The organism is Sphingomonas sp. LHG3443-2 (assembly GCF_049896405.1).
Classification (GTDB): domain Bacteria; phylum Pseudomonadota; class Alphaproteobacteria; order Sphingomonadales; family Sphingomonadaceae; genus Sphingomicrobium.
The window spans coordinates 1,628,572-1,652,772 of sequence record NZ_JAFCUG010000001.1 but is presented as its reverse complement, the minus strand read 5'-3'; the positions used below and the strand labels follow the sequence as shown (position 1 = coordinate 1,652,772).

At 66.1% G+C, this 24,201-nt stretch carries 22 protein-coding genes, 1 tRNA gene and 1 pseudogene; 6 read left to right on the top strand and 18 right to left on the bottom strand.

The features are described from left to right. Positions 1-97: 97 nt before the first annotated feature. On the top strand, positions 98-382 hold the full coding sequence (locus ACP69Z_RS08300; protein WP_426267033.1) for a DUF5654 family protein: 285 nt from the start codon (positions 98-100) through the stop codon (positions 380-382). A gap of 252 nt (positions 383-634) precedes the next feature. Next, a complete protein-coding gene (locus tag ACP69Z_RS08295) occupies positions 635-1,510 on the top strand; it encodes a hypothetical protein (protein WP_426267032.1) in 876 nt (291 codons plus the stop codon). Between the two features lie 597 nt (positions 1,511-2,107). Here ACP69Z_RS08295 and ACP69Z_RS08290 read toward each other — a convergent pair. Beyond that, on the bottom strand, positions 2,108-2,305 hold the full coding sequence (locus ACP69Z_RS08290) for a helix-turn-helix domain-containing protein (RefSeq protein WP_426268072.1): 198 nt from the start codon (positions 2,303-2,305) through the stop codon (positions 2,108-2,110). Positions 2,306-2,311: 6 nt separating this feature from the next. Then, positions 2,312-2,697: pseudogene (locus ACP69Z_RS08285) on the bottom strand (recombinase family protein); the annotation flags it as partial. A 160-nt stretch (positions 2,698-2,857) separates the two neighbouring features. On the opposite strand from ACP69Z_RS08285, the gene ACP69Z_RS08280 reads away from it, so the two are divergent. Beyond that, a complete protein-coding gene (locus ACP69Z_RS08280) occupies positions 2,858-3,061 on the top strand; it encodes a hypothetical protein (protein WP_426267031.1) in 204 nt (67 codons plus the stop codon). Positions 3,062-3,558: 497 nt separating this feature from the next. On the opposite strand, the gene ACP69Z_RS08275 is transcribed toward ACP69Z_RS08280, so the two are convergent. The 8 genes from ACP69Z_RS08275 to ACP69Z_RS08240 form a co-directional block, all read right to left on the bottom strand. Next, positions 3,559-4,293, bottom strand: a complete 735-nt coding sequence (locus ACP69Z_RS08275) for a hypothetical protein (RefSeq protein WP_426267030.1) — start codon at positions 4,291-4,293, stop codon at positions 3,559-3,561. After that, the gene (locus ACP69Z_RS08270; RefSeq protein ID WP_426267029.1) at positions 4,290-4,649 is read right to left on the bottom strand and encodes a DUF6538 domain-containing protein; all 360 of its coding nucleotides are present in this window, start codon (positions 4,647-4,649) and stop codon (positions 4,290-4,292) included. The genes ACP69Z_RS08275 and ACP69Z_RS08270 overlap by 4 nt, the downstream gene beginning before the upstream one ends. Positions 4,650-5,210: 561 nt before the next feature. Then, positions 5,211-6,599 (bottom strand): efflux transporter outer membrane subunit, encoded by a 1,389-nt coding sequence (locus ACP69Z_RS08265; RefSeq protein ID WP_426267028.1) that lies wholly within the window; start codon positions 6,597-6,599, stop codon positions 5,211-5,213. Continuing rightward, positions 6,596-7,807, bottom strand: coding sequence for an HlyD family secretion protein (locus tag ACP69Z_RS08260; protein ID WP_426267027.1), 1,212 nt, complete (start codon positions 7,805-7,807; stop codon positions 6,596-6,598). Before ACP69Z_RS08260 ends, ACP69Z_RS08265 begins: the two co-directional genes overlap by 4 nt. After that, positions 7,804-9,468 carry an MFS transporter gene (locus tag ACP69Z_RS08255; protein ID WP_426267026.1) on the bottom strand — a complete coding sequence of 555 codons (1,665 nt, stop codon included), beginning with the start codon at positions 9,466-9,468 and terminating at the stop codon, positions 7,804-7,806. Before ACP69Z_RS08255 ends, ACP69Z_RS08260 begins: the two co-directional genes overlap by 4 nt. 24 nt (positions 9,469-9,492) lie before the next feature. Then, positions 9,493-10,290: an SDR family NAD(P)-dependent oxidoreductase gene (locus ACP69Z_RS08250; protein WP_426267025.1), complete on the bottom strand. Its 798-nt coding sequence runs from the start codon at positions 10,288-10,290 to the stop codon at positions 9,493-9,495. Then, the gene (locus ACP69Z_RS08245; RefSeq protein WP_426267024.1) at positions 10,290-11,273 is read right to left on the bottom strand and encodes an aldo/keto reductase; all 984 of its coding nucleotides are present in this window, start codon (positions 11,271-11,273) and stop codon (positions 10,290-10,292) included. Before ACP69Z_RS08245 ends, ACP69Z_RS08250 begins: the two co-directional genes overlap by 1 nt. 305 nt (positions 11,274-11,578) lie before the next feature. Further along, positions 11,579-11,655, bottom strand: a tRNA-Arg gene (locus ACP69Z_RS08240). Between the two features lie 80 nt (positions 11,656-11,735). Here ACP69Z_RS08240 and ACP69Z_RS08235 point away from each other — a divergent pair. After that, the gene (locus tag ACP69Z_RS08235) at positions 11,736-12,236 is read left to right on the top strand and encodes a hypothetical protein (RefSeq protein WP_426267023.1); all 501 of its coding nucleotides are present in this window, start codon (positions 11,736-11,738) and stop codon (positions 12,234-12,236) included. On the opposite strand, the gene ACP69Z_RS08230 is transcribed toward ACP69Z_RS08235, so the two are convergent. The 3 genes from ACP69Z_RS08230 to hemB form a co-directional block, all read right to left on the bottom strand. Beyond that, positions 12,215-12,793, bottom strand: coding sequence for a GNAT family N-acetyltransferase (locus ACP69Z_RS08230; RefSeq protein ID WP_426267022.1), 579 nt, complete (start codon positions 12,791-12,793; stop codon positions 12,215-12,217). The two genes, ACP69Z_RS08235 and ACP69Z_RS08230, sit on opposite strands and share 22 nt — an antisense overlap. Continuing rightward, entirely contained in the window at positions 12,790-14,955 is a 2,166-nt protein-coding gene (locus ACP69Z_RS08225; RefSeq protein ID WP_426267021.1) for a spermidine synthase, read from the bottom strand. Before ACP69Z_RS08225 ends, ACP69Z_RS08230 begins: the two co-directional genes overlap by 4 nt. An 87-nt stretch (positions 14,956-15,042) precedes the next feature. Then, on the bottom strand, positions 15,043-16,035 hold the full coding sequence (gene hemB, locus ACP69Z_RS08220; RefSeq protein ID WP_426267020.1) for a porphobilinogen synthase: 993 nt from the start codon (positions 16,033-16,035) through the stop codon (positions 15,043-15,045). A 47-nt stretch (positions 16,036-16,082) separates the two neighbouring features. Here hemB and ACP69Z_RS08215 point away from each other — a divergent pair, with 47 nt between their 5' ends. Further along, entirely contained in the window at positions 16,083-16,973 is an 891-nt protein-coding gene (locus ACP69Z_RS08215) for a diacylglycerol/lipid kinase family protein (RefSeq protein ID WP_426267019.1), read from the top strand. Here the strand turns inward: ACP69Z_RS08215 and ACP69Z_RS08210 are convergent. Then, positions 16,930-18,372 carry an MATE family efflux transporter gene (locus tag ACP69Z_RS08210; protein ID WP_426267018.1) on the bottom strand — a complete coding sequence of 481 codons (1,443 nt, stop codon included), beginning with the start codon at positions 18,370-18,372 and terminating at the stop codon, positions 16,930-16,932. The two genes, ACP69Z_RS08215 and ACP69Z_RS08210, sit on opposite strands and share 44 nt — an antisense overlap. After that, positions 18,365-18,490 carry a hypothetical protein gene (locus ACP69Z_RS08205; protein WP_426267017.1) on the bottom strand — a complete coding sequence of 42 codons (126 nt, stop codon included), beginning with the start codon at positions 18,488-18,490 and terminating at the stop codon, positions 18,365-18,367. Before ACP69Z_RS08205 ends, ACP69Z_RS08210 begins: the two co-directional genes overlap by 8 nt. A gap of 186 nt (positions 18,491-18,676) precedes the next feature. On the opposite strand from ACP69Z_RS08205, the gene ACP69Z_RS08200 reads away from it, so the two are divergent. Next, positions 18,677-18,925 (top strand): DUF6894 family protein, encoded by a 249-nt coding sequence (locus ACP69Z_RS08200; protein WP_426267016.1) that lies wholly within the window; start codon positions 18,677-18,679, stop codon positions 18,923-18,925. Between the two features lie 40 nt (positions 18,926-18,965). Here the strand turns inward: ACP69Z_RS08200 and ACP69Z_RS08195 are convergent, their stop codons facing one another. Genes ACP69Z_RS08195 through ACP69Z_RS08185 form a run of 3 tightly spaced genes read right to left on the bottom strand, consistent with a single transcriptional unit; the run spans position 18,966 to position 24,198 of the window. Beyond that, complete coding sequence (locus ACP69Z_RS08195; protein WP_426267015.1) at positions 18,966-21,596, bottom strand: valine--tRNA ligase; 2,631 nt, start codon at positions 21,594-21,596, stop codon at positions 18,966-18,968. A gap of 45 nt (positions 21,597-21,641) precedes the next feature. Next, positions 21,642-23,699 (bottom strand): prolyl oligopeptidase family serine peptidase, encoded by a 2,058-nt coding sequence (locus ACP69Z_RS08190; RefSeq protein WP_426267014.1) that lies wholly within the window; start codon positions 23,697-23,699, stop codon positions 21,642-21,644. 55 nt (positions 23,700-23,754) lie between these two features. Further along, the gene (locus ACP69Z_RS08185; RefSeq protein ID WP_426267013.1) at positions 23,755-24,198 is read right to left on the bottom strand and encodes a DUF2497 domain-containing protein; all 444 of its coding nucleotides are present in this window, start codon (positions 24,196-24,198) and stop codon (positions 23,755-23,757) included. Between the last annotated feature and the right edge of the window lie 3 nt (positions 24,199-24,201).

The following is a 24,201-nucleotide window of genomic DNA, read 5'->3' as shown; positions in this document are numbered from 1 at the left end:
GGGCGCTAACTGCATGTCGCTCTAAGCTCCGCTAAGTTGGCGATCTCAGTTCAAACTCCGCCTATCCCTCACTGCTGATCAGCGCGTCGACAAAGTCTTGCACGCTCACCCACAACATTGGAGCCCACCCATTAACCCTCGCGCCTTCATCCAAACCATGATCACCCTCGCCTCCGCCTCGCTCGGCCTTGTCGCGGCGTTGGCGTGGAATGAGGCGATCAAGGCCACGCTCGCCTATCTCGGCCTCGGTGACAGCCTCGCCGGCCTCACCACCAACGCGATCATCGCGACCGTGATCGCCGTCGCCGTGCTGATCTGGCTCGGCAAGCTCGCCGCCCGCTTAGGCGGGGATGCGGCGTTCAGCCGCGAGGCGGAGGGGTAAGGGCGAGGAGCGGAGGGGCCGTCACGGGAGTAAATCCATCAACCAGGCCGAATGTGCCCCCGGCACATTCTAAGACATGCCGGGGGCATGTCTTACCTGGTTGATCGTCGATCAGGTTGCCCGTGCCAGGCACCTGTCGGCCGGCCGGCTTCGCGGCTCTTCGCGCTGCTTCCCGGTTGCTTGCGCAACCGCTCAGCTGCGTTCGGCGCTCACGCCTTGCACAATAGGATTTCGCCTGATCTATCCTGGTCGATGGCAAATCCCTCCTCCCCCTTCCCCGCCGATCCCGCGCCCGGCCAGACCGCCTTTGACGCCGCGGGCGACTTCTTTATCTTCGATCCCGCCGCCGGCTGGCAGCCGTGGACCGACGAGCGCGCGCTGGCCTTGCAGCCGCCCAGGCCCGTCCTCCCCGACCCGTCCGCCTACGACGCGCTCGAAGACGCCGTCGCCGCGCTCCAGGGCCAGCTCCTCGCCTCCGACGCCCCGCGCCGCGAGGAAGCGGCCAGGCCCTCGCTCCAGCAGCGCGTCGATGCTGCCGCCGCACGCGACCGGCTCGCCCGCCAGCACACCCGCCCCGATCCCGAGGACATGTGCGCCGATGTCTACGAGGGCGATTATGCGGCGGTGATCGCGGAGGTGCCGCGGGGCGTGCGCCGCGACGGCTGGACGGTGGAGCGGCGCCTTTTGTTTCTCGAGCGGCTGGCCGAATGCGGCAGCATCCTTGCCGCCGCCCGGGCCGCCGGCGTGTCGCGCCGTTCAGTCTACAAGCTCGCGCCCCGCGCCCCCGCTTTCGCCGCGGCCCTGGACGACGCGATGCGCAGCGCCAACCAGGTGCTCGCCGACACCCTGTTCGACCGTGCCGTCCACGGCCACGAGGTGCCGATCGTCCACAAGGGCGAGGTGGTCGCCACCCGCACCGTCCACCACGACGCGCTCGGCTGCTACCTGCTGCGGGTGCGCGATCCCCTGAACTACGCGCCGGTCGACGAGCTCGACCGCTGGCTCCACCGCCGCGGCGCCGATCCCAGGCAAGCGGCCCTGCCCCGCGGCGGCGAGGGCCTCCCGCCGCCCGCCGGGTTGGCTGGTCCGGCGACGGGCCACCAGGCCTCCACCCCTTCCCCTATGTGAACTTCGAGAACTTCGGGGCTCACGACACCCGCGCCCTATGTGAACTTTGAGAACTTAGACGGGGGGAAGGACGGTGAGCCGCGCCGACCTTCCGCCGCACCTTGAGCACCTGAGCCGCGCCTCGGCCGCTTCCAGTGGGCACGACCCGAACGCCGTCACCGCTTCCGGCCCGCTCATGGTCCGCGCGGAGGCGCAGTCCAGGCAGTCGAGCCGGATGCTCGCCCTGAACCGCACAAGGTCGCCGATGACCCGGATATGCTTGGCCGACATGAGTCGGGGCTGTAGCGCACCGGGAACGTAACGGGAACGGATGCGGCGGCCGAAAGCTGTGGATAGCCGCCGCAACGAAAAAGGGCCCACCTCGCGGTGAGCCCTTCGTGGCAAATGGCGCGCCCGGAACGATAGCGAGGCGGGCGTGCTCTCGAACCAGCGGCGGCGCGGGTGACGACGGCAGCAGCAGCAGCAAGGTCTTCGGCGACCGCTTCCGGATTGTCTTCAGGAAGGTTTTCAGGAGCGTCGTGGAGGGTCTTGGGACGCTCTGGCTGTCCTTGCCCGCGACGATGACCTGACGGTTGCTGGTGGGGCTCCAAAACGATTTTACGCGGCATCGGGCATGGCGGTCTTGATGCGGTGTACGGTGGCGACGCCGATCTTCAGCTTCTTGGCCGTCTGGTTGATGCTGGTGCCACCGCGCAGGAGCCGTTCGACCTTCTGCTTCTTGAGGTAGTCCAGAGCAGGACGACCACCCTTCTTCTGGCTTCGAGCTAGCCCTGCTCGCACCCGTTCGGAGATCATGGCCCGCTCGAACTCGGCGAAGACTCCAAGCATGCCGAACATGGCTCGACCAGATGGAGTGCTGGTGTCGATGGCTTGGACATGGAGGTAGAGATCGACGCCTCGGGCATCGAGTTCGCCGAGCAGGTTGACGAGATGCTGGAGTGATCGACCGAGGCGGCAGACGCTCCAGCTTGCCACCATGTCGAACTCCTTGCGGCGATCCCTTTCATCAAGGCGTCGAGCCCCGGCCTCTTGTCCCGGCCCTTGGCTCCGCTGATCCCTTTGTCGGCGAAGGTGGCGACGATCTCCCAGCCCATGCGGTCGGCGGCTTGGCGGAGATCGCGTAGCTGGTTCTCGATGGTCTGCTGACCGCTGGTGCTGATCCGGGTGTAGATGGCGACGCGCTTCATGCCGCCGATGGTCTCACAGATGCGGATATTGGCAAACGGAAAGGTCGCGCCGGTCGGCGGTCGGCGGCGGTAAGTTCAAGTCGAGCAGGGTTGGGTGGCAGAGTCTGTCGGCTGTCACCTTCGGCGCTTACCTCGGTCGGGTCACGAGCAAGGAGCGACCATGTCCCGCCAAGAAGCTGCCGAGCAAGAAGCCGTCTTGCTGCTTTCCACCCGAGCTAAGGTGTGGCTCTATTTGGAGCGCCACAAGCTGGGCAATCCCCGCTGGTTCACCGTCACCGAAATGTTCGCTCATCTCGGGGGAAGCTGCCAAAAAACGTTGCCACAGCAAGCCTCTTTACAATTAGAACATGCGCCGTTCACGTAGCGCATCACGGTTGAAGTCTCCTAACGGAAGTCGAGTGAGCCGCAACGTCCTGCAAGTCTTGTTCACTGACAAGGCAATATGTTCTTGTCGTCTGAGTCCGGCTCTGGTTCGCCGTGGTGCGCCCTTGTCGAACACGTCGAACTTTACGCGCTAATTTGCCCACCCAACCGACAGCCCGAAGACGGAAGACCGATCCAGTTTCAGCTACACTGTAGGCTGCTAGTGCACCAACCGCGCCGACGGTAGCCGCTAGCTCGGCGGCTCTAGCTGCTGCAAACGCGAGAGTTTCCTTGGTAGCTTTCACCGCCTCGTGCGTGCTCTTGGCCACGCCCTTGCCTGCAGCGTCCGCAGTTGACCATAGCGCTGCCCCGAACTGTGACCAAGCGCCCTTCCCAAAAGCATTGATCGCCGCCTCTTCTGCGTCTTCTCGGCTGTGAGTCCGATCCGCCCGCTCAAGAATACGCGCTGCCCGGAGGGAAGCTCTTCCTTTGTAGAACCTATAGGCAAGAAACCCCGCTCGCCCGAGTAAGATCAAAGCAACCGCAAGCTGGGGCATGGAGACCATGAAGCCTTGCTTTGTAGCCGCTCCCAGGCCGGCAGAGGTGAGAGCGATAACCCGTTGCGTCCATGCCGATCTCTGGGAAGAGTTTAACGAAGCCGTTGCTTCGTCGAGCAGACACGAACTGCACGAAGCCAAGATCAAGTAGCACGGGATGGATAGGGACAACGCGCTCGCTTGCCTGCGTCTTCAGCCGCTTTTCGGTATCATCGTGAAGAGATGAAGCAGTGACCGCAAAGCATGCCACACCGTCCAGAAGCGTCACATCAGCAACATCAAGTTGACATGCCTCATTGAGCCGCAAACCTGAATAGAGTCCGATGAGCGGAAGCCAGAAGCGCGCATTGCGAGGTCGGTTTGGGCCGGACATTGCATAACCATGCTGGTCGTCTCGGCACCCAACATACAGCGGTGCTCTGAAGATCGCGTGCAGCTGCTCCGGAGTGAAAGGCGAACGCTTGTCCCGCCGAGGAGTGGTATCGGGCACTTTCAAACCGACTGCCGGATTTCGCTTGATGATCTCCTCCTTCAGCGCCCAGTTGAAGACGCCCGAGAGCTTGTTCAGGTAAGCGTTGATGTTTGCGGCGCTGCTAAGGTCATGGGCCTTCTCTCGCTTTGCTCGGTGAGCGACTGCCGTAGCCTTGAGGCCGGGAAAGCGTTTGGTCGCATTCACAAGCGGGTAGCCCTCTTCGAGGCACTCGCGAAGTGCTCCACCAAGATCACTTCGTCAGTGGGATGCCCAGCGGCACGGCGTGCAGGCTCAAGCTCCTGCTCGACGGCGGCGGCGGCGAGAGTGCCTCGACGACGAGCAATCGAGAGGCTGTCCGTGTTCAGCGACCGCCAAATCTCACGCTTACCGACAAGGGAGACAAGGCTCGTCGGAACTCGCCGTCTGTAGCTAAATCGACCGTTGCGCAGGACAATGCCGGTAGGTCGATTGTGGGATCGATCTGTGTAGCAGTCCGCAGGCCGATTTCGTGAGCGGTGTCCGACTGTTAATGCCGGATCGTCGTCCCGACTGCGTAGCAACTCTGTGGGGAGGCACGCTTCGACCTCGGCAAGAAATCCACGGTTTTCTGGTGCTTGGGGGAGAATGGCGCGTCCGGCGTGACAAAGATGGGCACTCAGATCATTGGAAAGTCTGCGCCAGGTTGAGCATGCGAGATTTGCTCTGCGCCCAGACCCGTCGTCCGGGTAAATGCATCGCCTACCCGAAAGCGGACGTCGATCTCTGCTAGTCCCATGTTATGCTGGGTGCTTAGCAGAGCAATTGCAGGAATTGCTTGGCATTAACGATGCGGGCGCCAGCGTCGACCCAGCTTGCCGGAACGTTCTGGTCAAACGAGCAACATCCGGTACGATGCTTCTGCAAACATTTACTCGAACCCTGTTCCGCGGTCCGTGCATATTGTCGACCAAGTCTGCCACCAAAGTACCAGCGCTCCGATGTCTACGGGCTGTGGCTCACGAGGCCGGCGAGCAAGCGGCTGAGCCACGCTTTCGCGAATACTGAACGACCTGAAGGTCACCATGCCGGTAAGCTGTTGTCAGGAAGACGATCACCAAGCGCTAAGTGAAGTTTGCCGGCGGTCAGATCTCGGGCAATCCCGGCCAGCCTCCGCCCAGCGCCTGGTACAGCCCGACATAGGCGTTCAGCTCATCGGCCCTGACCTGGATCAGGGCAAGTTCGGCGTTCAGCAAGGCGCGCTGGGCGTCCAGCTGCTCGAGGTAAGAGGAATAGCCCGCCTCGTAGCGGTTGGTGGCATGGCGCAGCGCTTCTGCAAGCGCGACCCGCTGGGCTTCGACCTCCTCCCGCTGGGCGGCGAGATCGCGCACCCCGGCGAGGTTGTCCTCGACTTCGCGAAAGGCGGTCAGCACCGTGTCGCGATAAGCGAAGGCAGCCTGGTCGCGCCGTGCCGCCGCGATGTCCGCCTGGGCCCTGATCCGGCCGCCATTGAGGATGGGCGCAAGCACGCTCCCGCCAACCGACCAGAGTGTAACCGGGTCGATGGCGCTGGACAGCAACAGTCCGAGCGATCCGGTTAGCTGCACGCGTGGCAGAAACTCGGCCCGGGTCGAGGACAGGCTGGCGTCCGCGGCCGCAAGCAGGTTCTCGGCCTCGGCGATGTCCGGCCGGCGGCGAAGGACGTCGGACGGAAGCCCAGCCGGGATGGCCGGCTGCCGCAAGGCGGCGAGCGCCGCTCCCCGCGACGGTGCGCGCGGCGGATCACCGGTCAAAAGGCTGAGCGCATTTTCCTGCCGAGCGATCTGCAGCCGTGCCTGGGGCACGAGCTGGGAGGCGGAACGATATTCAGCTTCCGCCTGGCGCAATTCGAGTTGCGAGGTGTAGCCGACCTCGGCCCGGTCGCGAGCGATCCGAAGCGCTTCCGCCCGGCTTGCGAGCGTCGCCTCGACCACCGCCAGGCGCGCATCAAGGGCGCGAAGCGTGATGTAGGAGGAGGCGGTCGCCGAGGCGACGCTGAGGCGGATCGCGTCGGCTGCCGCTTGGGTTGCCAGCAGGTTCGACCGCGCCGCAGCGACGTCGTTGCGGATTCGTCCGAACAGGTCGACTTCATAGGCTGCCTGAAAGGCAGGCTGGACGGTGGTCGTGCGGCTCGACCCGCCGAGCGGACTGGGACTTTGCGAACGGGACAGCGACGCCCCGCCGTCCAGCGTCGGGAACAGCTGGGAACGGGCGAGGCGGGTCTGGGCGCGTGCCTCCTGGACGCGCGCGGCCGCAGCCAGGATGTCGCTGTTATTGCTGATCGCGCGCTCGACCAGCGCGCTCAGCGCCGGATCGCCGAACCGGCCCCACCATGCCTCGTCGATGGGCGCACCCGGTCCAAGCGGCGTGCGCCAGGCCGGAGGTGCCACAACCGCGGCCTGCGGGGGGATCGCCGGCCGAGGTCCCGCGCAGCCGCCAAGCAGCGCGAGCAGAAGGGTTGCGAACCAGGCTGCCCGGGCGGGAGGAGGCGTCACTGCGCGGTATCCACCCGTGCCTCCACCGACATGCCGGGCCGAAGCCGCTGCAACAGCGGCTGGTTGCGGTCCAGTTCGATCCGCACGGCGATCCGCTGCGGCACCTTGACGAAGTTGCCGCTGGCATTGTCCTGGCGAATGACCGAGAATTCGCTGCCTGCGGCCGGTGAGATCTGCTGCACCCGCCCAGTCAACTCGGCGCCTTCGAGAGCGTCGACGCTGACCGTGGCCCGCTGGCCAGGCGCCATGCGCGCGGTCTGCGCTTCCTTGAAGTTGGCCACCACCCACACCCGATCCGGCACCAGGAACATGAGCTGCGTGCCGGCAGTGACATATTGGCCGAGTCGCACGCCCAGTTCGCTCACCTGTCCGGCCTGGGGAGCGCGGATGACGGTATTGGACAGGTCGATCTGCGCCAGCCTCAGCGCCGCGCGGGCGTTTTCCACCTGCGCTTCCAGCCCGCCGCGGCCGACCGTCACGGTCTGGACCTGCTCCTGCGCGACCCGCCGCTGGGCCTCGGCCTGCCGGACCGCCGCTTCCGCCTGCCGCAGGGCCGCAAGCGTCTGGTCTCGCTCGCGCAGGGACAGCGAACCCTCGCGGGTCAGTTCGGCCACCCGCCGCATGTCGGCCTGAGCCCTGGCAAGCTGTGCGCGGGCGCTTTCCACGGCCGCATTCTGGCCGAGGACCTGCGCCTCGGCGGAACTGGAGCTTTGCTGCGAATTCTGCAGATTGGCGATCGCCGCGGCGACGTTCGCCTCCGCCTGCTGAACGCGCTGGCGATAAATTCGGTCGTCGATCCTGATCAGGGGTGTTCCCGCCGCGACCTGCTGGAAGTCCTGAACGAGCACTTGCGCAACGTAACCATTCACCTGGGGGGCGATGACCGTGGTCTGCCCCCGCACATAGGCATTGTCGGTCGCCTGCACCGAACGACTGAACGGCGGCAAGCCCCAGGCATAGAGCACCAGCAGGCCGCCCCCGATCAGCAGCAGTAGCAGCAGCAGCGTCTTGCGCAGCCCGCCTTTGGGCGGCGCCCAGCCGCGCGCCTTCCCTTCCTCGGCGCGTGGTTCTTCGACGGGGTCCTCGAGGCGCCGGTGCTCGGCTTCTGCAGGCGCGGCCGGGCCCGCCGGAGCCGCCTCGGAAGCGGGAGGCGGATTGGAGCCGGCCCTTTCTTCGCGCAAGGTCGTCGGTGCGTCGGTGTCGCTCATTGCCGTCCTGCCATCATTGCCTGCATTGCCGCCAACTCAGCTCCGAGCGGATTGATACCCTTCCAGCGATAGTAGAGCCAGCGGCCGCCCAGCCAGACCAGAACGGCGACGCCGATCAGTCCGACGAGGAAGAAGACATCGTTGTAGGCGAGGATATTGGCCTCGCGAACCGCCTGCTGGTTGAGCAGGGCGGTGCCCTGCGCCTGCTGCAGCGCCGGGTCGGTGATCGTGCGGGCATAAGCGCCGCCGAGCTGCCGCACGCGGACTGCGACCTGCGGGTCGGCGAGGGTGATCGACTGGCCGAGCACCGACAGGTGGAACTGCGCCCGAGCATATTGATAGGTGCCGAGCAGGGCAGTCCCGACCAGTCCGCCGAGCGCCTGGGAAATGCCGAACACCGCGGAGAAGCTGACCATGTGGCTCGGCCCCTTGCTGATCGCCCGCAGCACCCCGCTCATCATCGTCGGACCGATGAAATAGATGGCTGCAAAGGCAATCAGCGCCTGGCTAAAGTAGAGCTGAGCCGGGCGGGTCAGGTTGCTTGCGTCCGAATCCATGAAGGCGGCGACGGTGATCAGCGCGATCGAGACCAGCACCGGCCGAAGCAGGTCCTGGGGGTTGAGCCGAACCACGCTGACGACCAGGCCCACGGCGCTTGCGGCGGTGATGATCCAGAACAATGCGACCAATTGGTCCTGGCCCATGCCCACCACCGACAGCAGTCCGACGGCGCCGTAATTCTGCTCCGACAGCAGGATCCGCATCGCCGCCGCGGCCACCGCGAACCGGACGATCGCGCTGCTGCCCATCCAGCGCGTGTTGAGCATCGGGTTGGCCCGGTTATGCTCGATCAGCATGGCGATCCCGATCAGCACGCTTGCGGCGGCAAAAGCATAGCCGATCCAGGCCGACGACCACCACACCACTCGGCCCTGCACCAAGGCTGCGGTCAGCAGCGCCATTCCCGGCACGAACAGGGCGAGGGTCAAAAAGTCGAGGGGTTCGAACACCTTCGCCCGCTCGCTCGGGGGAAGCGGCAGCAGGGTGATGGCGGCATAGCAGATCAGCGCCAGTCCGAACTCGAAGATGGCGAGGACCTGGATGTCGCCATTTCCGAGCAGGGCGGGGGAAATGGCCCGCGACAGTGGAAGCGCGAGTTGCGACACTCCAAGGCCGATGATGAAGCCGGCCATGCGCGCTTTGCGCGGCAGCGCCTGCATGATGTAGAAGAAGCCGAGCGGGGTGAATCCCCCGGCGATGACTCCGGCGGCGGCGCGAACCATCAGTTCCGATCCGAAACTGTGGGCGAACATCTGGAGCGCGCTCAGCACCACGAACGCCAGCAGGAAGATCCGGACGATCCGTTGCAGCCCGAACTGCTGGCGCACCTTGATCAGCACGAAGCCGGTGCAGATGTTGGTCATCGCATAGGCGCCGGTCAGCCAGGCGCCCTCGGCCTGGGTGATTCCGAGCGCCCCCTGGATCTGCGGCAGGTTGGCGAGCAGCAGGCCGTTGCTCATCCCCGCGGTGAGCGCGACGAACAGGCCGATCACCGCATAGGCGATCCGGCGCGGGAGCGGGTGATCGGGTGTTGCCGGGGAGCCCGGCATGAACGGCCGCTCGTGCGGGGCGAACTGGTAGGTGGCGCTTGCTTCAGCCAAGGTCGGGGTCCGGGAAGGAGGTGGTCAGCAGCCCGCTCCTTCCAGCGTGGAAAGAGGGTCGTCCGCCCGCCATCGGCTGGCATCGAGCCGCTTTCCACTGACTTCGTCCGCGGCGGGCGAGAGCAGCCAGAGAAGCGGCTCGACGACAATTTGCGGGTCGAGCAGCCCGGCCGCGACCGCCGGATCGAGTCCTTCGGGAATCATGCCCGTGCGGGTTGCGCCCCCCGGCAGGAGCGAGTTCACCGTCACGCCCGTGCCTTCAAGGTCCTGCGACCAGATCAGGGTTTCCGATTCCAGCGCCGCCTTGGACGGGCCGTAGGGAGAAAAGCCCCGGCGGCGCATGGTTTCCCGATTCATCGAGATATTGACCACCCGGCCCCATCCCGACCGGAGCATGGCGGGGATGGCGGCGCGGGCCATCAGGAACGGGCCGTTGACGTTGGTGTCGATCACCATTCGCCAGATTTCCGGCTCCACTTCCCAGAAGCGGGTCGGCTGCGTCAGGAAATCATGGCTGACATATTTCATGCCCCGGCCGGCGTTGTTGACCAGAATGTCGAGCCGGCCGAACCGCTCCAGCGCCAGCTCCACGGCGCGGCGGCAGTTCGGCTCGCTGGCGACGTCGGCGAGGGTGGCGACGACCCGCTCCTCGCCGGAGCCATTGGCCTCCAGCGCCACCTGCTCGACCTCGGCGGCCTCGCGGGCGGCGGTGGCGACGACCCGGGCCCCGGCCGCGGCGAGAGCGAGCACCATCTCCCGGCCGAGCCCGCGCCCGCCGCCGGTGACCAGCGCCACCTTGCCGGCAAGGTCGACGCTCGCCATCAGCGGTTCAGCGATGCCATCATCGGCTCGGCATAACGCTGGCCGGCGGCGGCCCCACGCGGCATGATCCGGTCGATCCGCTCCAGGTCCTGCCGCGACAGGCTGATGTCCAGCGCGCCGACATTCTCCTCCAGATACTTGCGCCGCTTGGTGCCGGGGATGGGCACGATGTCCTCGCCCTGCGCCAGCACCCAGCCCAGCGCGAGCTGCGCCGGGCTGCAACCCTTCTCCCGGGCGAGGTTTTCCACCTCGGTGACGAGATCGAGGTTGCGCTGGAAATTCTCGCCCTGAAAGCGCGGACTAAAGCGCCGGAAGTCGTCCTCGGCCAGGTCCTCCACCCGCCGGATCTGTCCCGTCAGGAAGCCGCGGCCGAGCGGGCTGTAGGGCACGAAGCCGATCCCCAGCTCGCGCACCGTGGCAAGGATCTCGCCCTCCGGATCGCGGCTCCACAGCGAATATTCGGTCTGAAGCGCGGCGATCGGGTGGACGGCGGCGGCCCGCCGAATGGTCGCCGGAGCCGCTTCGGACAGGCCCAGGAAGCGTACCTTGCCCTCGCGCACAAGGTCGGCCATCGCGCCTACCGTGTCCTCGATCGGCGTGTCGGGATCGACCCGGTGCTGGTAATAAAGGTCGATGGTGTTGACCCCCAGCCGCCTCAGGCTCGCCTCGCACGCCGAGCGGACATAGTCGGGTCGCCCGCACACGCCCTGGAAGCTGCCGTCCTCCCCGCGCACGTTTCCGAACTTGGTCGCCAGCGTCACCTGGTCGCGGCGGTCGCGGATGGCGCGCCCGACCAGCTCCTCATTGTGGCCGACCCCATACATGTCGGCGGTATCGAGGAAGGTGACCCCAAGCTCGATCGCCCGGTGAATGGTGGCAATCGCCTCCGCCTCGTCGCCTCCTCCGTAGAATTCGGACATGCCCATGCAGCCGAGGCCGATCGCGGAGACCTGAAGTTCCGCACCAAGTTTCCTGTGTTCCATTCCACCTCCGCCTGATCGTGTCCGCCAACCGTCCGGCACGCGAACCGTTCCAGGGGTCAGGCTTGGCCGGTCGCGACGGGAGCCACCGGCTTCAGTTGCTACCCTGCAAGACAGTGCGCGTCCGCTCGCGGCCAAGGCAGGGAGAAAGCAGCGCTCAACTGAATGATCCCGCGATCATCCTGTCGATGCCTTGGACGTTCGAGCCGAGAGATCCGGATACCAGCATTGACTGCCAATCTCGCGATTAGAGCGGCCCTGCGGCTACAAATTGTGCCGAAAGTCACGGCAACCGACCTAATTCTTAATGGCGCGCCCGGAACGATTCGAACGTCCGACCCTCAGATTCGTAGTCTGATGCTCTATCCAGCTGAGCTACGGGCGCTTGCCGAGGGCGGCGTCTAGAGGCAGGCGCCAAGGAGCGCAACCCCTTGTTGCGGGATTTCGCGCTGGTAGAGGAAGGGGATGCGCCGCCTTGCCCCCGCCATCGCCTGTTCCCTGCTGCTGGCCGGCTGCGCCTCGGTCGCCGACGCCCCCTCGCTCGCCCGCCGCCCGGCCGAAGCGATTGATCCGCGCCTGCCCATCCCCGACCGCTCCGCCGCCCTCCCCGCCGATCCCGCGCTGGCCGCCGCCCTCCGCCGCATCGCCGACCCCGCCGTCGCGCGGGCGCTCGCCGTCAACGCTGCCATCGCCCGCGCCGACGCGCTCGCCGGCTCGGCCGGGGCGCCGGGCAGCGAGAGCTGGATCTCGGCGCAGCAGGCCCTCTCGGCCGCCGTTGCTGCGCAAGCGCCCATCACCCGCGCGATCGGCGACTTCGACGAGGCCGTTGCCGAGCGTATCCGCTCCGGCGCGCGCCTTGTCCCGCAGGACCTCGCCGCCGTCCGCGCCATCTCCGCTGACCTAGCCGCCCTAGACCGCCGCCAGCGGGCGGCGATTGCTTCGGTTCAGAGTCGGCTCGCCCGCTGAACCGCCCACTCCTCGCGGGTGATGGCGAACGTCACTTGCGGGTTGGGCGGCGCGTCCGCTGGGAAGCGCTGATCGATATAGTTGTGCTGCGGCAGGTGCCGCATGCCCAGCCGCTTTATCAGCGTCTGGCTGGCCGCGTTGCCGGCTGCCGTAAGGGCGATCACCCGCTGAGCCCCGAAGCGATTGAAAGCGAGGTCGAGGGAGGCCGTCGCCGCCTCACGAGCATAGCCCTGACCCCACGCATCTTCCCGCAGTCGCCAGCCGATCTCGATCTCGCCATGCAGCGGCTCGGCGCCCGGCGCATTGGCGCGCTTGAGACCACAAAAGCCGAGCATCGCGCTGTCTTCCAGGCGTTCGACCGCCCAGAAGGTGAAGCCATGATCGCGCTGGTAGCGGTCAAGCCGCTCACGCGCGGCCGCCATCCCTTGGCACGAAAACACCCCGCCTAGCCACCGCATCACCGCCGGTGTGTTGGTCAGCCTCACGAACTCGGCCCAGCGGGCATCGTCCCATGTCCGCAGGCAAAGCCGTTCGGTGTTGGCGATCACCTTGCTCACCAGGGCTTGGCCACCACCGGCAGGATGGACGCATGGTCGTCTGTCCAGTGCACCCGTCGGCCCAGCGGCAGGCTAACCCACAGGTCAGGCTCGGTGGCGCGGACCCGCGCAAGCGTCTGCGGATCGCTCGACAGCGCCGTCCAGGTAGACTCGTAGCCGCGCAGCAGCGGCTCGCCTGCGGCCGAAGCGAGGAGGCCCGCCATGCCCACGCTTTCCCCGCCCGTGCGGACCACCGGGCGCAGCTCAAGGTGGCGGTTCGAGATGTGGATCATCAAGACGCCGCCTGGCCGGAGCACACGCTTGTAGATGGCGAAGGCTTCCTTGGTGAGGAGGTGCATCGGGATCGCATCGGACGAGAAGGCGTCGATGACGAGAATGTCGAAGCTGGCGGGCGCGGCCTCGTCGAGCTTGAGCCGGGCGTCGCCGATCACCACGCGGGCCGAGGGCAAGCAGTCGCGCAGGAAGTGGAAGCCCGGCCCCCGCGCGATGTCGATCACGGTGGGGTCGATCTCGAAGAGGGTCCAGCTTTGCCCCGGGCGCGAGTAGCAGCCGAGCGTGCCGAGGCCGACGCCGACGACTCCGACCCGGGCATTCTGTCCGGCAATGGCCGGCAGGCTCGACATCACGCGGCCGACCCCAGAGCCCTGCCAATAATAGCTGGTCGGCGTACGCTCTCGCTGCGGCGTGCCGAGCAGTTGAACGCCGTGCGTTGTGGTGCCGTGGACGAGCATGCGTTGCCCATCATAATCGTCGCTGACCCGGTAGACGCCGAAATAGCTGCGGGTCATCTGCCCGGTGACGCTGTCGTGGATCTGCTTGAACCCGCCGCCAGCCAGCATCACGGTGGCAAGCGCAAAGGCGAACAGCCACGCTCGGCCGAGCGCAAGCGTCGCAAGACCCGCTCCAATGGACGAGAACAGCGCCAGTAGCGCGAACTTGCTTTGCATCGCGGCAAGGAAAGAGCAGGCCAGGAGAAGGAGGATCACGAGCAGCAGGATTCGTCCTGCCCGTTCGCTTCGCATCAGATCCGCGATAGCGTGGATCGGTTGGCGCCCGCCAAGCAGGAAAGCGGCGGCGAGGATGAGCAGCGGATGCTCGTAGGTCCAGTCGAACAGCAAGGGCGCGAACAGCGCGCAGATCAGTCCCCCGATGACCCCGCCGAGCGACATAGCCAGGTAGAAAAGGGTGAGGTTTGCAGGCTCTGGCCGATAGTCGTAGAGCCGCGCATGAAGGGCGCACGCCGCGAGAAACATGGCGAGAATGGCCGTCAGCACGACCAGCGGCAGCATCGCGCCCGAGACCACGAACAGCAATGCGGCTGCGAGCAGCAATCCGTAGGGAGCAATCGCCGTGCAGACATTGGCCGCGCCGCGCCGCTCCGAGAACGCGATGGTAAAGCTGAGCAGGTAAAGACCAAGCGGCACTACCCACAGCAGCGGCATCGGGGCCACGTCGGTGGTGAGGTGCAGCGTGGTAGACAGCATGAGGCTGGACGGCACGGCGGCGATCAGGGCCCAGCGGATGAAGGTGCTTGCCGGTAGCCGCGGGGCTGTCTCGCGGGCGGGCGGCGCATGGTCGGTACGTAGCAGGGGCAAGCCGCAGGCTGCGACCAGCATCAGCATGATGCCGTACCCCCAGGACCACCACAGGCTGTTCTCGGCAACACCGACCATCGGCTCGAGCAGCAAGGGATAGGCGACCAGGCCGCAAAAGCTGCCAAGGTTGGAGGCGACGTAGAGCGGGTACGGATTGAGCCCGCCGACCGCGAGCCAGCGCTGAAGCAGCGGGGCTTGCGCCGAGATGGCGAAGAACAAGGGTCCGACCGAGATCAGCAGCAGCCACGGCACCCACAGGATCGGATCGGCACTGGCCGGCGGGCTCCCGGCGGCCAGCGAGAGCGGCAGGGTAAGCCCCGCAGCGGCCAGCACGGCAAGGTGCACGCCGACCTGCGTCCGGGTCCCGAAGCGGCCAAGGAAATGCGCATATGCGTAACCGCCCAGCAGCAGACCTTGATAGACCAGCATGGCCGAGTTCCAGACCGCCGGCGCGCCGCCCAGACGCGGCAGCGCCATGCGCGCAAGCATCGGCTGCACCAGGAACAGCAGGAACGAGCCGGTGAAGATGCCGAGCGTGAACAGCCAGCGCGGCGCAAACGTCGTCATTGGCGCTGGTGCCGGCGGTGCAAGACTGGCCATTGTTTCTCCAAGCAAGCGATGCGGGTGCCTAGCCCGGACATGGTTACCAGCCTCTTAGCCGCCGATCAGCCGAGCGGCGTCGAGCGCGTGGTAGGTGAGGATGCCCGTGGCGCCGGCCCGCTTGAAGGCCAGCAAGGTTTCGAGGATCAGCGCATCGCGGTCCCCTGCCCCGGCCGCGGCCGCATGTTCGATCATCGCATATTCGCCGCTCACCTGATAGGCGAAGGTCGGCACCTCGAAGCGCTTCCGGACGGCGGCGAGCACGTCGAGATAAGGCATGCCGGGCTTCACCATCACCATGTCGGCGCCCTCGGCGATGTCCAATGCGACTTCGCGCATCGCTTCGGCGGCGTTGGCCGGGTCCATCTGATAGCCGCGCTTGTCACCCTTCAGGCGGCCGCCAGATCCCACCGCATCACGGAACGGGCCATAAAAGGCCGAGGCATATTTCGCAGCATAGGCCATGATCGCGGTGTCGCACTTACCCGCGCCCTCCAGCGCTGCGCGGATCGCGCCGACGCGGCCGTCCATCATGTCGGAGGGAGCGACGATGTCGGCACCCGCTTCTGTCTGGACCAGCGCCTGTTGGACGAGAACAGCGCTGGTGAGGTCGTTGAGCACACAGCCGCGCTCGTCGATCAGCCCATCGTGGCCGTGCTCGGTATAAGGATCGAGCGCGACATCGGTGAGCACGCCGATCTCCGGGCATGCGTCCTTCACCGCTTTTACCGCGCGGCAAATGAGGTTGTCGGGATTTAACGCCTCTTCCGCACCGTTGGTGCGCAGGTGACCGGGCGTGTTGGGGAACAGCGCCACGCACGGAATCCCCGCCTCATACGCTTGCTTCGCGCGCGCGCCGATGCGGTCCACAGTCCATCGGCTGACGCCCGGAAGCGCAGCGATCGGTTCCTCGCAGCCTTGTCCGTCGCAGACGAACAAGGGAAGGATGAAGTCGCTTGGATGCAGGCGATGCTCGGCCAGCATGGCTCGAATCCAGGGGGCAGAACGGCCACGGCGCAGACGAAGCGCGGGAAAAGCTGCAGTCATTTCCGCTCTATACGGCACCGCTTGGCCGTTCCAAGCATTGTGCGGCCATGATTGACGATACGCTTCCGAAACAGGCCGTCCTTGTCGTCAATGCCATGAGCCGGTCAGGCGGCGATGCGTTTGAAGATGCCCGCCGCATGCTGCAGGAGCGCGGCATCGAGTTGCTCGCGGCGCACGCCATCACCGATCCAGAACAGATGCGGCCGACCGTGCAGTCCGCCCTCGCCGACAAGGCGCCGATGATCATCGTTGGCGGCGGCGATGGGTCCTTGTCCAAGACCATTGACGATTTCCTCGGCACCGAGACAGTGTTCGCCCTGTTGCCGCTCGGCACTGCCAACAGCTTTTCCAAGACGCTGGGCATCGGGGCTGACCTCGAGGCCGCGGTCGAGACCATTGCCAATGGCAAGAAGCTCCGGATCGACCTTGGCGCGGTCGATGGCGATTATTTCGCCAATGCCGCGGCGATGGGCTTGTCGCCGCTGATCGCCGAGACGGTGCCGCATAAGCTCAAGCGCACGCTCGGGATGGTCGGCTACATGATCTGGGCGGCCAAGGTCGCGTTCCAGTTTCGCCCTTTCCGGCTGCGGATCGACGACGGAACGCGCAAGACAAAGGTGTGGGCGACCGAGGTACGGATCGCCAACGGCACGCATCATGGCGGGATCGAGCTGGTCGAAAGCGCCGATCTCCAGTCGGGCGAGATCGTGGTGCAGGCGGTGACCGGAAAGAGCCTCCTTCACCTCGCATGGAGCTGGTTCGCGACCCTGTTCAAACTGCGCTCGCGCAATCAGACCGTGACGGAGTTCCACGGCAAGGAAATCCGCATCGAGGCACGGCCGCGGCAGAAGGTTTCGATCGACGGGGAGCTTAGCGCCAAAACCCCCGTCACGGTTACGGTTGCGCGGGCTGCGGTATGGGTTGCGGCTCCTCGCTGACCGCCATCCGCGCCTGCTTCCAGCGGCCTGAGCGGAAGTAGAGTACCGCCAGCACGAGGTTGGTCAGGGTGCTGGCCGGGAAGCTCCACCACAAGGCGTCGGCGCCAAGCCAGTCACGCCCCAGCCAGGCAAAGCCGATCCGCACCGGCAGCAGGCCGATCGCGAGAATGATCAACGGCACCACCACCGCGCCGTTCGCCCTGACGGTGCCAAAGATCACGAGCGTGATTCCGAACAGGAGGAAGCTCCAGGTCGCGATCCACTGGATGTGCATGGCGATCGGCAGCGCCGGGCTGTCCATGCCAAGGAACAGTCCAAGTGCCGGCCGCTCGAACAATAGGAACAGGGCGATCATCGCGCCGGTGATCGCCAGCACCTGAACGATCGCGATGTTAGTGATGCGGCCGACGCGGTCCCAGTGACCGGCCCCAATGTTCTGCGCGGTCATCGCGCTGACCGCGGCGCCGAACGCCATCGCCGGCATCTGGATATAGGCCCACAATTGCATGGTGACGCCATAGGCGGCGGCGGTGTGCACGCCCTCGGCGTTGACCAGCCCGATCAGCAGCAGGCTGGAAAGCGAGATGACGATCATCTGCAGGCCCATCGGAAAGCCCTTCACCACGATGGTCTTGAGGCAGCCGCCGGCGGGACGAAGATAGGTAAGTTCGGCGCCGCGAAGGCGCAGCGGCAGGTCTCTCCAGTAGATGTAGGCGAACAGGCCGATCAGCGCAGTCCAGTTGGCGATGCTGGTCGCCAGCGCCGAGCCGGCGATGCCCATCTCGGGAAACGGGCCGATGCCGGAGATGAAGAAGGGGTTGAGGCCGCTATCGAGCAACACGGCGAGCCCCATGAACCACAAGGGCGTCAGGCTGTCTCCCGTGCCGCGAAGCGCCATCATGGTGCTGACCATCAGGATCGCCGGGGGCAACGCGAGAGAGATGACGCGGAGGTAAGCGTCGGCGAGCGGGACGGCTTCCGCCGGCGTCCCGAGCAAGGCGAGAATTTTGGGGCTGAAGAACCAGCCGCCGACCGCGACCAGTATGGCGAGCAGGCTGAAGAAACCGAATGCGGTGCCGAACGACCGGCGCGCGGTGTCGATATCGCGGCGCCCGAAAGCCTGGGCGATTAGGATCGAGCTCGCCATCGAGAAGCCGAAGGTGAAGGCACTGGCGAGGAACATCACCATGTTGGCGTTGGCGGTTGCGGCCAGCGCGTCCTCGCCAATCAGGCGGCCGACCCACGCCGAGTTGATCGAGCCGTTGAGCGACTGGAGGATGGAGGAGCCGAGCGTCGGCAACGCAAAGCCGAGCAGCGTGCTTGCGATCGGACCGGTGGTGAGGTCGCGCTGGCCGGGGCGAGCTTGCGGCGCCGCCGCGGGGCGATCGGCGTCAGCCATGCGGAAATCTAAGGGCGGTCAATGCAGCAAAACGCATGGCGTTCAGTTCGTCGCCCATCTGCGGAAGGTCGGTCGAGCGGCTCAGATGATCGCGAACGCACCGGGCGGCAAAGTTCAACAAAGTCGCTTGGCCGCTGAGGTCCTTGGTGCGAACCGGTGAGGCTTGGCGGCGACGCTTCTTCTTTTTTGCAGGGAAGAAAGGCGAGAGCGGAACGTCGGCTATCCAACATATGTTGGTGCAACATCGTCGGGTAAGCCGGCGACCGGGAGACTGACGTGCGCTCTCTTTATTCCGGGTAGAGTCGTGTCGCGTTTCCATTTTCACCTAACCAACACATACGACATCCCGGATATCGAGGGGGTCGAGCTCGCCACCCTTCAGGATGCGCGTTGTTATGCCGTGAAGATGATGGCCGAAGTGCTGTGCACCTCGCCCGAACGTTATTGGGAAGCCGAAGTTTATCGGGTCACCGCGGCCGATGACCGGGGGCTGACCTTGTTCACGGTGGAGATCGTGTCGACCGACGCCGCGGCGGTCGGCAAGCGGCGCTGAGCGGAGTGGCAGGACCGGCGCCGGCCCTGCCCTTCATTCCTTAGCCGAGGCGCGCGAGCGCGGCGCGGAGGCGGTCAGCTTCGGCGCTTCGAGCTTCGTGGTCGGCGCGGGCCTTGGCGACCGCTTCGGGCTTCGCGCGTTCGGCAAAGGCCGGATTGGACAAGCGCGCGCCGAGGCTGTCGCGATCCTTTTCGGCGGCTTCGGCGGCCTTGGCGAGGCGGGCCCGCTCGGCGTCGAGGTCGATCGCATCGCCTAGCGGGAAGGCGACAGTCGCGCCGCCGACGACGATCTGTGCCGAGCCGGCCGGCGGTGCCTCGGCCGTGACCGCGGCGCCGACCTTGCCCATGCGGGTCAGAATCGCGCCTTCCTGATCGATCAGGGCGAGCATCGCGCGGTCGCCTTCGCCCGCCAGCACGTGCGGGACGAGCGTCGCGGTCCACGGCACGTTGAGTTCGGAGCGCAGGGTGCGGACGCCCTCGACGAAGGCGATGATCGCTTCGACCTTGGACTTGGCCTGCGCATCGCTCGACGCCTGCGGCTCGGGCCATTGCGCGAGGATGAGATCGTAGGGTCGCTCACCCATGCCATGCCACAGCTCTTCGGTGACGAAGGGCATGAACGGGTGGAGCATGACCAGGATCTGGTCGAACGCCCAGCCGGCGACGGCGCGGGTTTCCTCGTCGAAGCCGCCCTTAACCAGCTCCACATACCAGTCGCAGAAGGTGCCCCAGGTGAAGTGGTAGATGGCGTCCGCCATGCCGTCGAAGCGCAATTCGTCGAAGGCGCGGTTGAGGCGGCCGAGCGTGTCGGCCACTTCGCCGATGATCCAGCGGTTGACCGGCTTGGTTGCGTCCGGCGCCGCGATCGATTGCGACGGGCCGACCCCGTTCATCTGGAGGAAGCGGGCGGCGTTCCACAGCTTGGTCGCGAAGTTGCGATAGCCCTCGACGCGCTTTTCATCGAGCTTGATGTCGCGGCCCTGGCTTTCCATCGCCGCCATGGTGAAGCGCAGCGCATCGGCGCCGTACTTGTCGATGAGGCCGAGCGGGTCGACGCTGTTGCCCTTGGACTTGCTCATCTTCTGGCCCTGCGCATCGCGGACCAGGCCGTGGAGATAGAGCGTGCGCCACGGCACTTGCCCCATGAACTCCAGCCCCTGCATCGCCATGCGGGCATCCCAGAAGAACAGGATGTCGAAGCCGGAGATGAGGATGTCGTTGGGGTAGTGGCGAGCGAGGTCCTCGGTCCGGTCGGGCCAGCCGAGAGTGGCGAACGGCCACAGCGCCGAGCTGAACCAGGTATCGAGGACGTCCTCATCTTGGCTGAGCGGATGGTCGTCGCCGGCCTGGGCCTGTGCTTCCGCCGCGCTCAGCGCGACAAAGGCATTGCCGTCAGCGTCGTACCAGGCGGGGATGCGGTGGCCCCACCACAGTTGGCGGGACACGCACCAAGGTTGAATGCCTTCGAGCCAGTTGAACCAGGTCTTGGACCAGGTGTCGGGCACAACCTTGATCTCACCCGCCTTGGTCGCGGCGATCACGCGCTCGGCGAGCGGCTTCACGTCCACATACCATTGATCGGTCAGCCACGGCTCGATCACCACGCCCGAGCGGTCGCCGAGCGGGGTGGCGATGGTGCGGTCTTCGACCTTGACCAGAGCGCCGGCGGCATCGAGCAATTCAACCACGCGCTTGCGAGCTTCGAAGCGCTCGAGGCCGAGCAGGTCGGCGGGAACCAGTCCGTCGGCGGTCTGGCAGATGTTGGCTGCGGCATCGAGCATGTTGAGCATGTCGCCGGCCTTGATCCCGGCGCGCCGGCCGACCTCAAAGTCGTTGAAATCGTGGCCGGGCGTGATCTTCACCGCGCCGGACCCGAGCTCGGGATCGGCATGCTCGTCGGCAACGATCGGGATCAGGCGGCCAGTGATCGGCAGCTTGATTTGCTTGCCGACCAATGCGGTGTAGCGCGCATCCTCCGGGTGCACCGCGACCGCCATATCGGCGAGCATGGTCTCGGGCCGGGTGGTGGCGACCTCGATATGGCCGCTGCCATCGGCGAGCGGGTAGCGCAGGGTCCAGAACTTGCCGGCCTGCTCGCGCGTCTCGACCTCAAGATCGGAAATGGCGGTCTGGAACTTGGGATCCCAGTTCACCAGCCGCTTGTCGCGGTAGATGCGGCCGCGCTTATGCAGCTCGACAAAGGTGTGGAGGACTGCCCTGGAGAAGCCCTCGTCCATGGTGAAGCGCTCGTTCGCCCAGTCGCAAGAGGCACCAAGGCGGCGGAGCTGGCGGGTGATCTGGCCGCCGCTCTCATGCTTCCACTCCCACACCTTGGCCACGAACTCGTCACGGGTGAAGTCGGTGCGCTTCTGCTGCTGAGCGTTGAGCTGGCGCTCGACCACCATCTGCGTGGCGATGCCGGCATGGTCGGTGCCGACCACCCACAGGGCGTCCTTGCCCTGCATCCGCGCCCGGCGGATGAGGATGTCCTGCAGCGTGTTGTCGAGCGCATGGCCGATGTGGAGGCTGCCGGTGACGTTGGGCGGGGGCATGACGATGGTGAACGGCTCAGCATCAGGCCGCGCCGGGCGGAAGGCGCCGCTCTCCTCCCAATGCCCGTACCAGCGGGCTTCGATGGGGCCGGGTTCGAAAGTCTTGGGAAGATCGGTCATGGTTGCGGCGGTTAGCGAGAGCCAACCGCCGAAACAACCTCGAGCCTAGTTGGCGGTGCCCATGGTAGGCTGTCCGCCGGTCCACTGCTTCATCCAGCGCTCGACCTCGCGATACCATTGGATCGAGTTCTGCGGCTTCAGCACCCAGTGGTTCTCGTCGGGGAAGACGACCAGCTTGGACGGAATATTGCGGCGCTGGAGGGCGGTGAAGGCGGCGATCCCTTGGGTGTAGGGGATGCGGTAGTCCTTCTCGCCGGTAATGACGAGCATCGGGGTCTTCCACTTGGCGACATGGTTGACCGGGTTCCAGCGCTCAAACGCGGCCGGATCCTCATAGTAGGTCTTGCCGCCATGTTCCCACTCGTCGAACCACAGCTCCTCGGTCTCGTAGGCCATCGCGCGGGCGTCGAACACGCCGTCATGCTGGACCAGGCACTTGAACCGATCGGGCCATTGGCCAGCGATCCAGTTCATCATGTAGCCGCCGTAACTGGCGCCCAGCGCGCAGGCATTGTCGGCCTGGAGCTGCTTGTCCTGCGCGGTGGCGTAGGCGAGACCGAGCTGGAGGTCCTGCAGCGGCTTGCCGCCCCAGTCGTTGCGGATGCTGTCGGTGAACGACTGGCCGTAGCCGGTGGAGCCGTGGAAATCGACGCTGACTACGCCCATCCCCATCGATGCCATCACCCGCGGGTTCCAGCGGTAGGACCAGCCGTTGCCGAAGCTGCCTTGCGGCCCGCCGTGAACGACAAAGGCGACCGGCAGCGGGTGGTTGACCACCGGCTTGACCTTGATCCCCCACACCTTGTCGCCGTTGGCGCCGGCAAAGCTGAAGCGGTCAACGGTGACGGGGTCCAGCTCGGCCAGCAGCGCCTTGTTGACGGCGGTCAGCTGCACCGGCTTGCCGCGGCCGCGGAGGAGATAAAGGTCGTCCGGGGCCTGGATGCTGTTGGAGGTGTAGAGCACGGCGCCATTGGCCAAGGCATGGACATTGCCGGCATGACCCTCGGCGGTCAGGCGCGTGACCTTGCCGCTGCGGGCGTCGACGCGGAACACCGGACCCTCAAGTGTGTCGTCGGCAGTGACCAGGATCGAGCGGTTGTCGGGCGTCCAGGCGATCGAACCCACCGAACGGTCCCAACCTTGCGTCAGCGCGCGAGTTTGCCCGGTAGCGAGATCGCGCAGCTTAAGCACCTGGCGGTCGGCTTCGTAGCCGGCGCGCTCCATCGACACGTAAGCGAGCGTGCGCCCGTCGGGCGAGACGGTCGGCAGCGTGTCGGTGCCGTCATTGTCGTCGGTCAAATTCGTCGGAGCGCCCGAGCCATCGGCCGGCGCCGAAAAGACGTCGAGGTTGGTCGAGATCGGCTCGATCCGGCCCGCTTCGCGCAGCGCGAAGAAGACGGTGCGGCCGTCCTTGGACCAGCTGATCTCTTCCCCGCCTCCGAACGGCTTGGACGGCGCGTCGCCGACCAGCGCACCGGTGACGCGGGTGCCCATGCCCTGCAGTTTCCCGCCGGCGATGTCGAAGGTGTAGATGCGGCTCTTGGTGCCGGGCTCGGCCCAGGTGTCCCAGTGACGCACGAACAATTGATCGTAGACGCGGCCAGACCCTGGCTCCTTGGCCGCGAAGGTCGTGGCGGCGCAGGCAAGGTCCGGGCAGTCCCGCTGATCGGCCCAAACGAGGACACGCTTGCCGTCCGGGCTGAGCTTGAAACCCGAGATGTCCGCACCGAAGTCGCTCATCACCTGCGCCGGTTGACCCACCACCATGCGGTGAAGCTGGTCGCGCTCGCCCACGGCCTTGAGGAAATAGAGCGCCCCATCGGGCCCGAACACCGCGTCGTGAGCGCCATCGGCGCCTGCGACCGGCTGCGGGGCAGCGCCCGTGCGGGTGAGGTCGAGGCTGTGGAGGACGTTGCTGCGCTTGTTGGCGGCAAGGTCCGTGGTCGACAGGGTGAACACCGCGGTTCGGCCATCGGGCGACACGTCGGGTGCGCCCATCCGGCGCATCATGTGCATGTCGGTGGCGGTCATCGGCCGGGCGGCTACGACCGTGGGGGCGAGAACGGCGGCAGCGGCCGCCAGCAGGAGGGAGCGCTTGATCATGGCGCCGAGGGGTAGCAGCGCTGCGATGAACCGCAAGCGACTTGGCGCCTGGAGCTTAGAGCCCCTGCCCCGTGATGCGACCGATCTCGCGCTTCACATGCTCATCGACGATGCCGGGCAGGTTCTGGTCGAGCCAGTCCTTGAGCATCGGGCGAAGCATGTCGCGGACCATCTGCTCGAGCGGATTTACGGCGGGCGGCGGAGGCGCGGCGGCGGCCGCCTCCTGCAAGGCGGCAAGGCGAGAGCGGCTGGCTTCCGCCGCATCCTCGCTGACCAGCGGCGGGCCGAGATCTACCTCGGGCAGCCGCAATTCCTCGACCACCGGTTCGTCCAGCTCGAGGATTTCTTCCTCGGCCGGCGCTTCTTCCGGCTCAGGTTCAGGGTCGACCGGGGCAAGCGGCGCGGCGACCTGCACGGCGCTGCGCAGCTCCTTCTCCTCCGCGATCACTTTCTTGATCGAAGCGAGGATGTCTTCCATCGAGGGTTCGCGGCCGGCCATGAC

Excerpts from the sequence above, each read along its gene's own strand:
- ACP69Z_RS08295 (WP_426267032.1), top strand. The coding sequence starts at position 635 with ATGGCAAATCCCTCCTCCCCCTTCCCCGCCGATCCCGCGCCCGGCCAG.
- ACP69Z_RS08290 (WP_426268072.1), bottom strand. The coding sequence starts at position 2,305 with ATGATCTCCGAACGGGTGCGAGCAGGGCTAGCTCGAAGCCAGAAGAAG.
- ACP69Z_RS08280 (WP_426267031.1), top strand. The coding sequence starts at position 2,858 with ATGTCCCGCCAAGAAGCTGCCGAGCAAGAAGCCGTCTTGCTGCTTTCC.
- ACP69Z_RS08260 (WP_426267027.1), bottom strand. The coding sequence starts at position 7,807 with ATGAGCGACACCGACGCACCGACGACCTTGCGCGAAGAAAGGGCCGGC.
- ACP69Z_RS08250 (WP_426267025.1), bottom strand. The coding sequence starts at position 10,290 with ATGGCGAGCGTCGACCTTGCCGGCAAGGTGGCGCTGGTCACCGGCGGC.
- ACP69Z_RS08245 (WP_426267024.1), bottom strand. The coding sequence starts at position 11,273 with ATGGAACACAGGAAACTTGGTGCGGAACTTCAGGTCTCCGCGATCGGC.
- ACP69Z_RS08235 (WP_426267023.1), top strand. The coding sequence starts at position 11,736 with ATGCGCCGCCTTGCCCCCGCCATCGCCTGTTCCCTGCTGCTGGCCGGC.
- ACP69Z_RS08225 (WP_426267021.1), bottom strand. The coding sequence starts at position 14,955 with ATGACGACGTTTGCGCCGCGCTGGCTGTTCACGCTCGGCATCTTCACC.
- hemB (WP_426267020.1), bottom strand. The coding sequence starts at position 16,035 with ATGACTGCAGCTTTTCCCGCGCTTCGTCTGCGCCGTGGCCGTTCTGCC.
- ACP69Z_RS08215 (WP_426267019.1), top strand. The coding sequence starts at position 16,083 with ATGATTGACGATACGCTTCCGAAACAGGCCGTCCTTGTCGTCAATGCC.
- ACP69Z_RS08210 (WP_426267018.1), bottom strand. The coding sequence starts at position 18,372 with ATGGCTGACGCCGATCGCCCCGCGGCGGCGCCGCAAGCTCGCCCCGGC.
- ACP69Z_RS08195 (WP_426267015.1), bottom strand. The coding sequence starts at position 21,596 with ATGACCGATCTTCCCAAGACTTTCGAACCCGGCCCCATCGAAGCCCGC.
- ACP69Z_RS08190 (WP_426267014.1), bottom strand. The coding sequence starts at position 23,699 with ATGATCAAGCGCTCCCTCCTGCTGGCGGCCGCTGCCGCCGTTCTCGCC.
- ACP69Z_RS08185 (WP_426267013.1), bottom strand. The coding sequence starts at position 24,198 with ATGGCCGGCCGCGAACCCTCGATGGAAGACATCCTCGCTTCGATCAAG.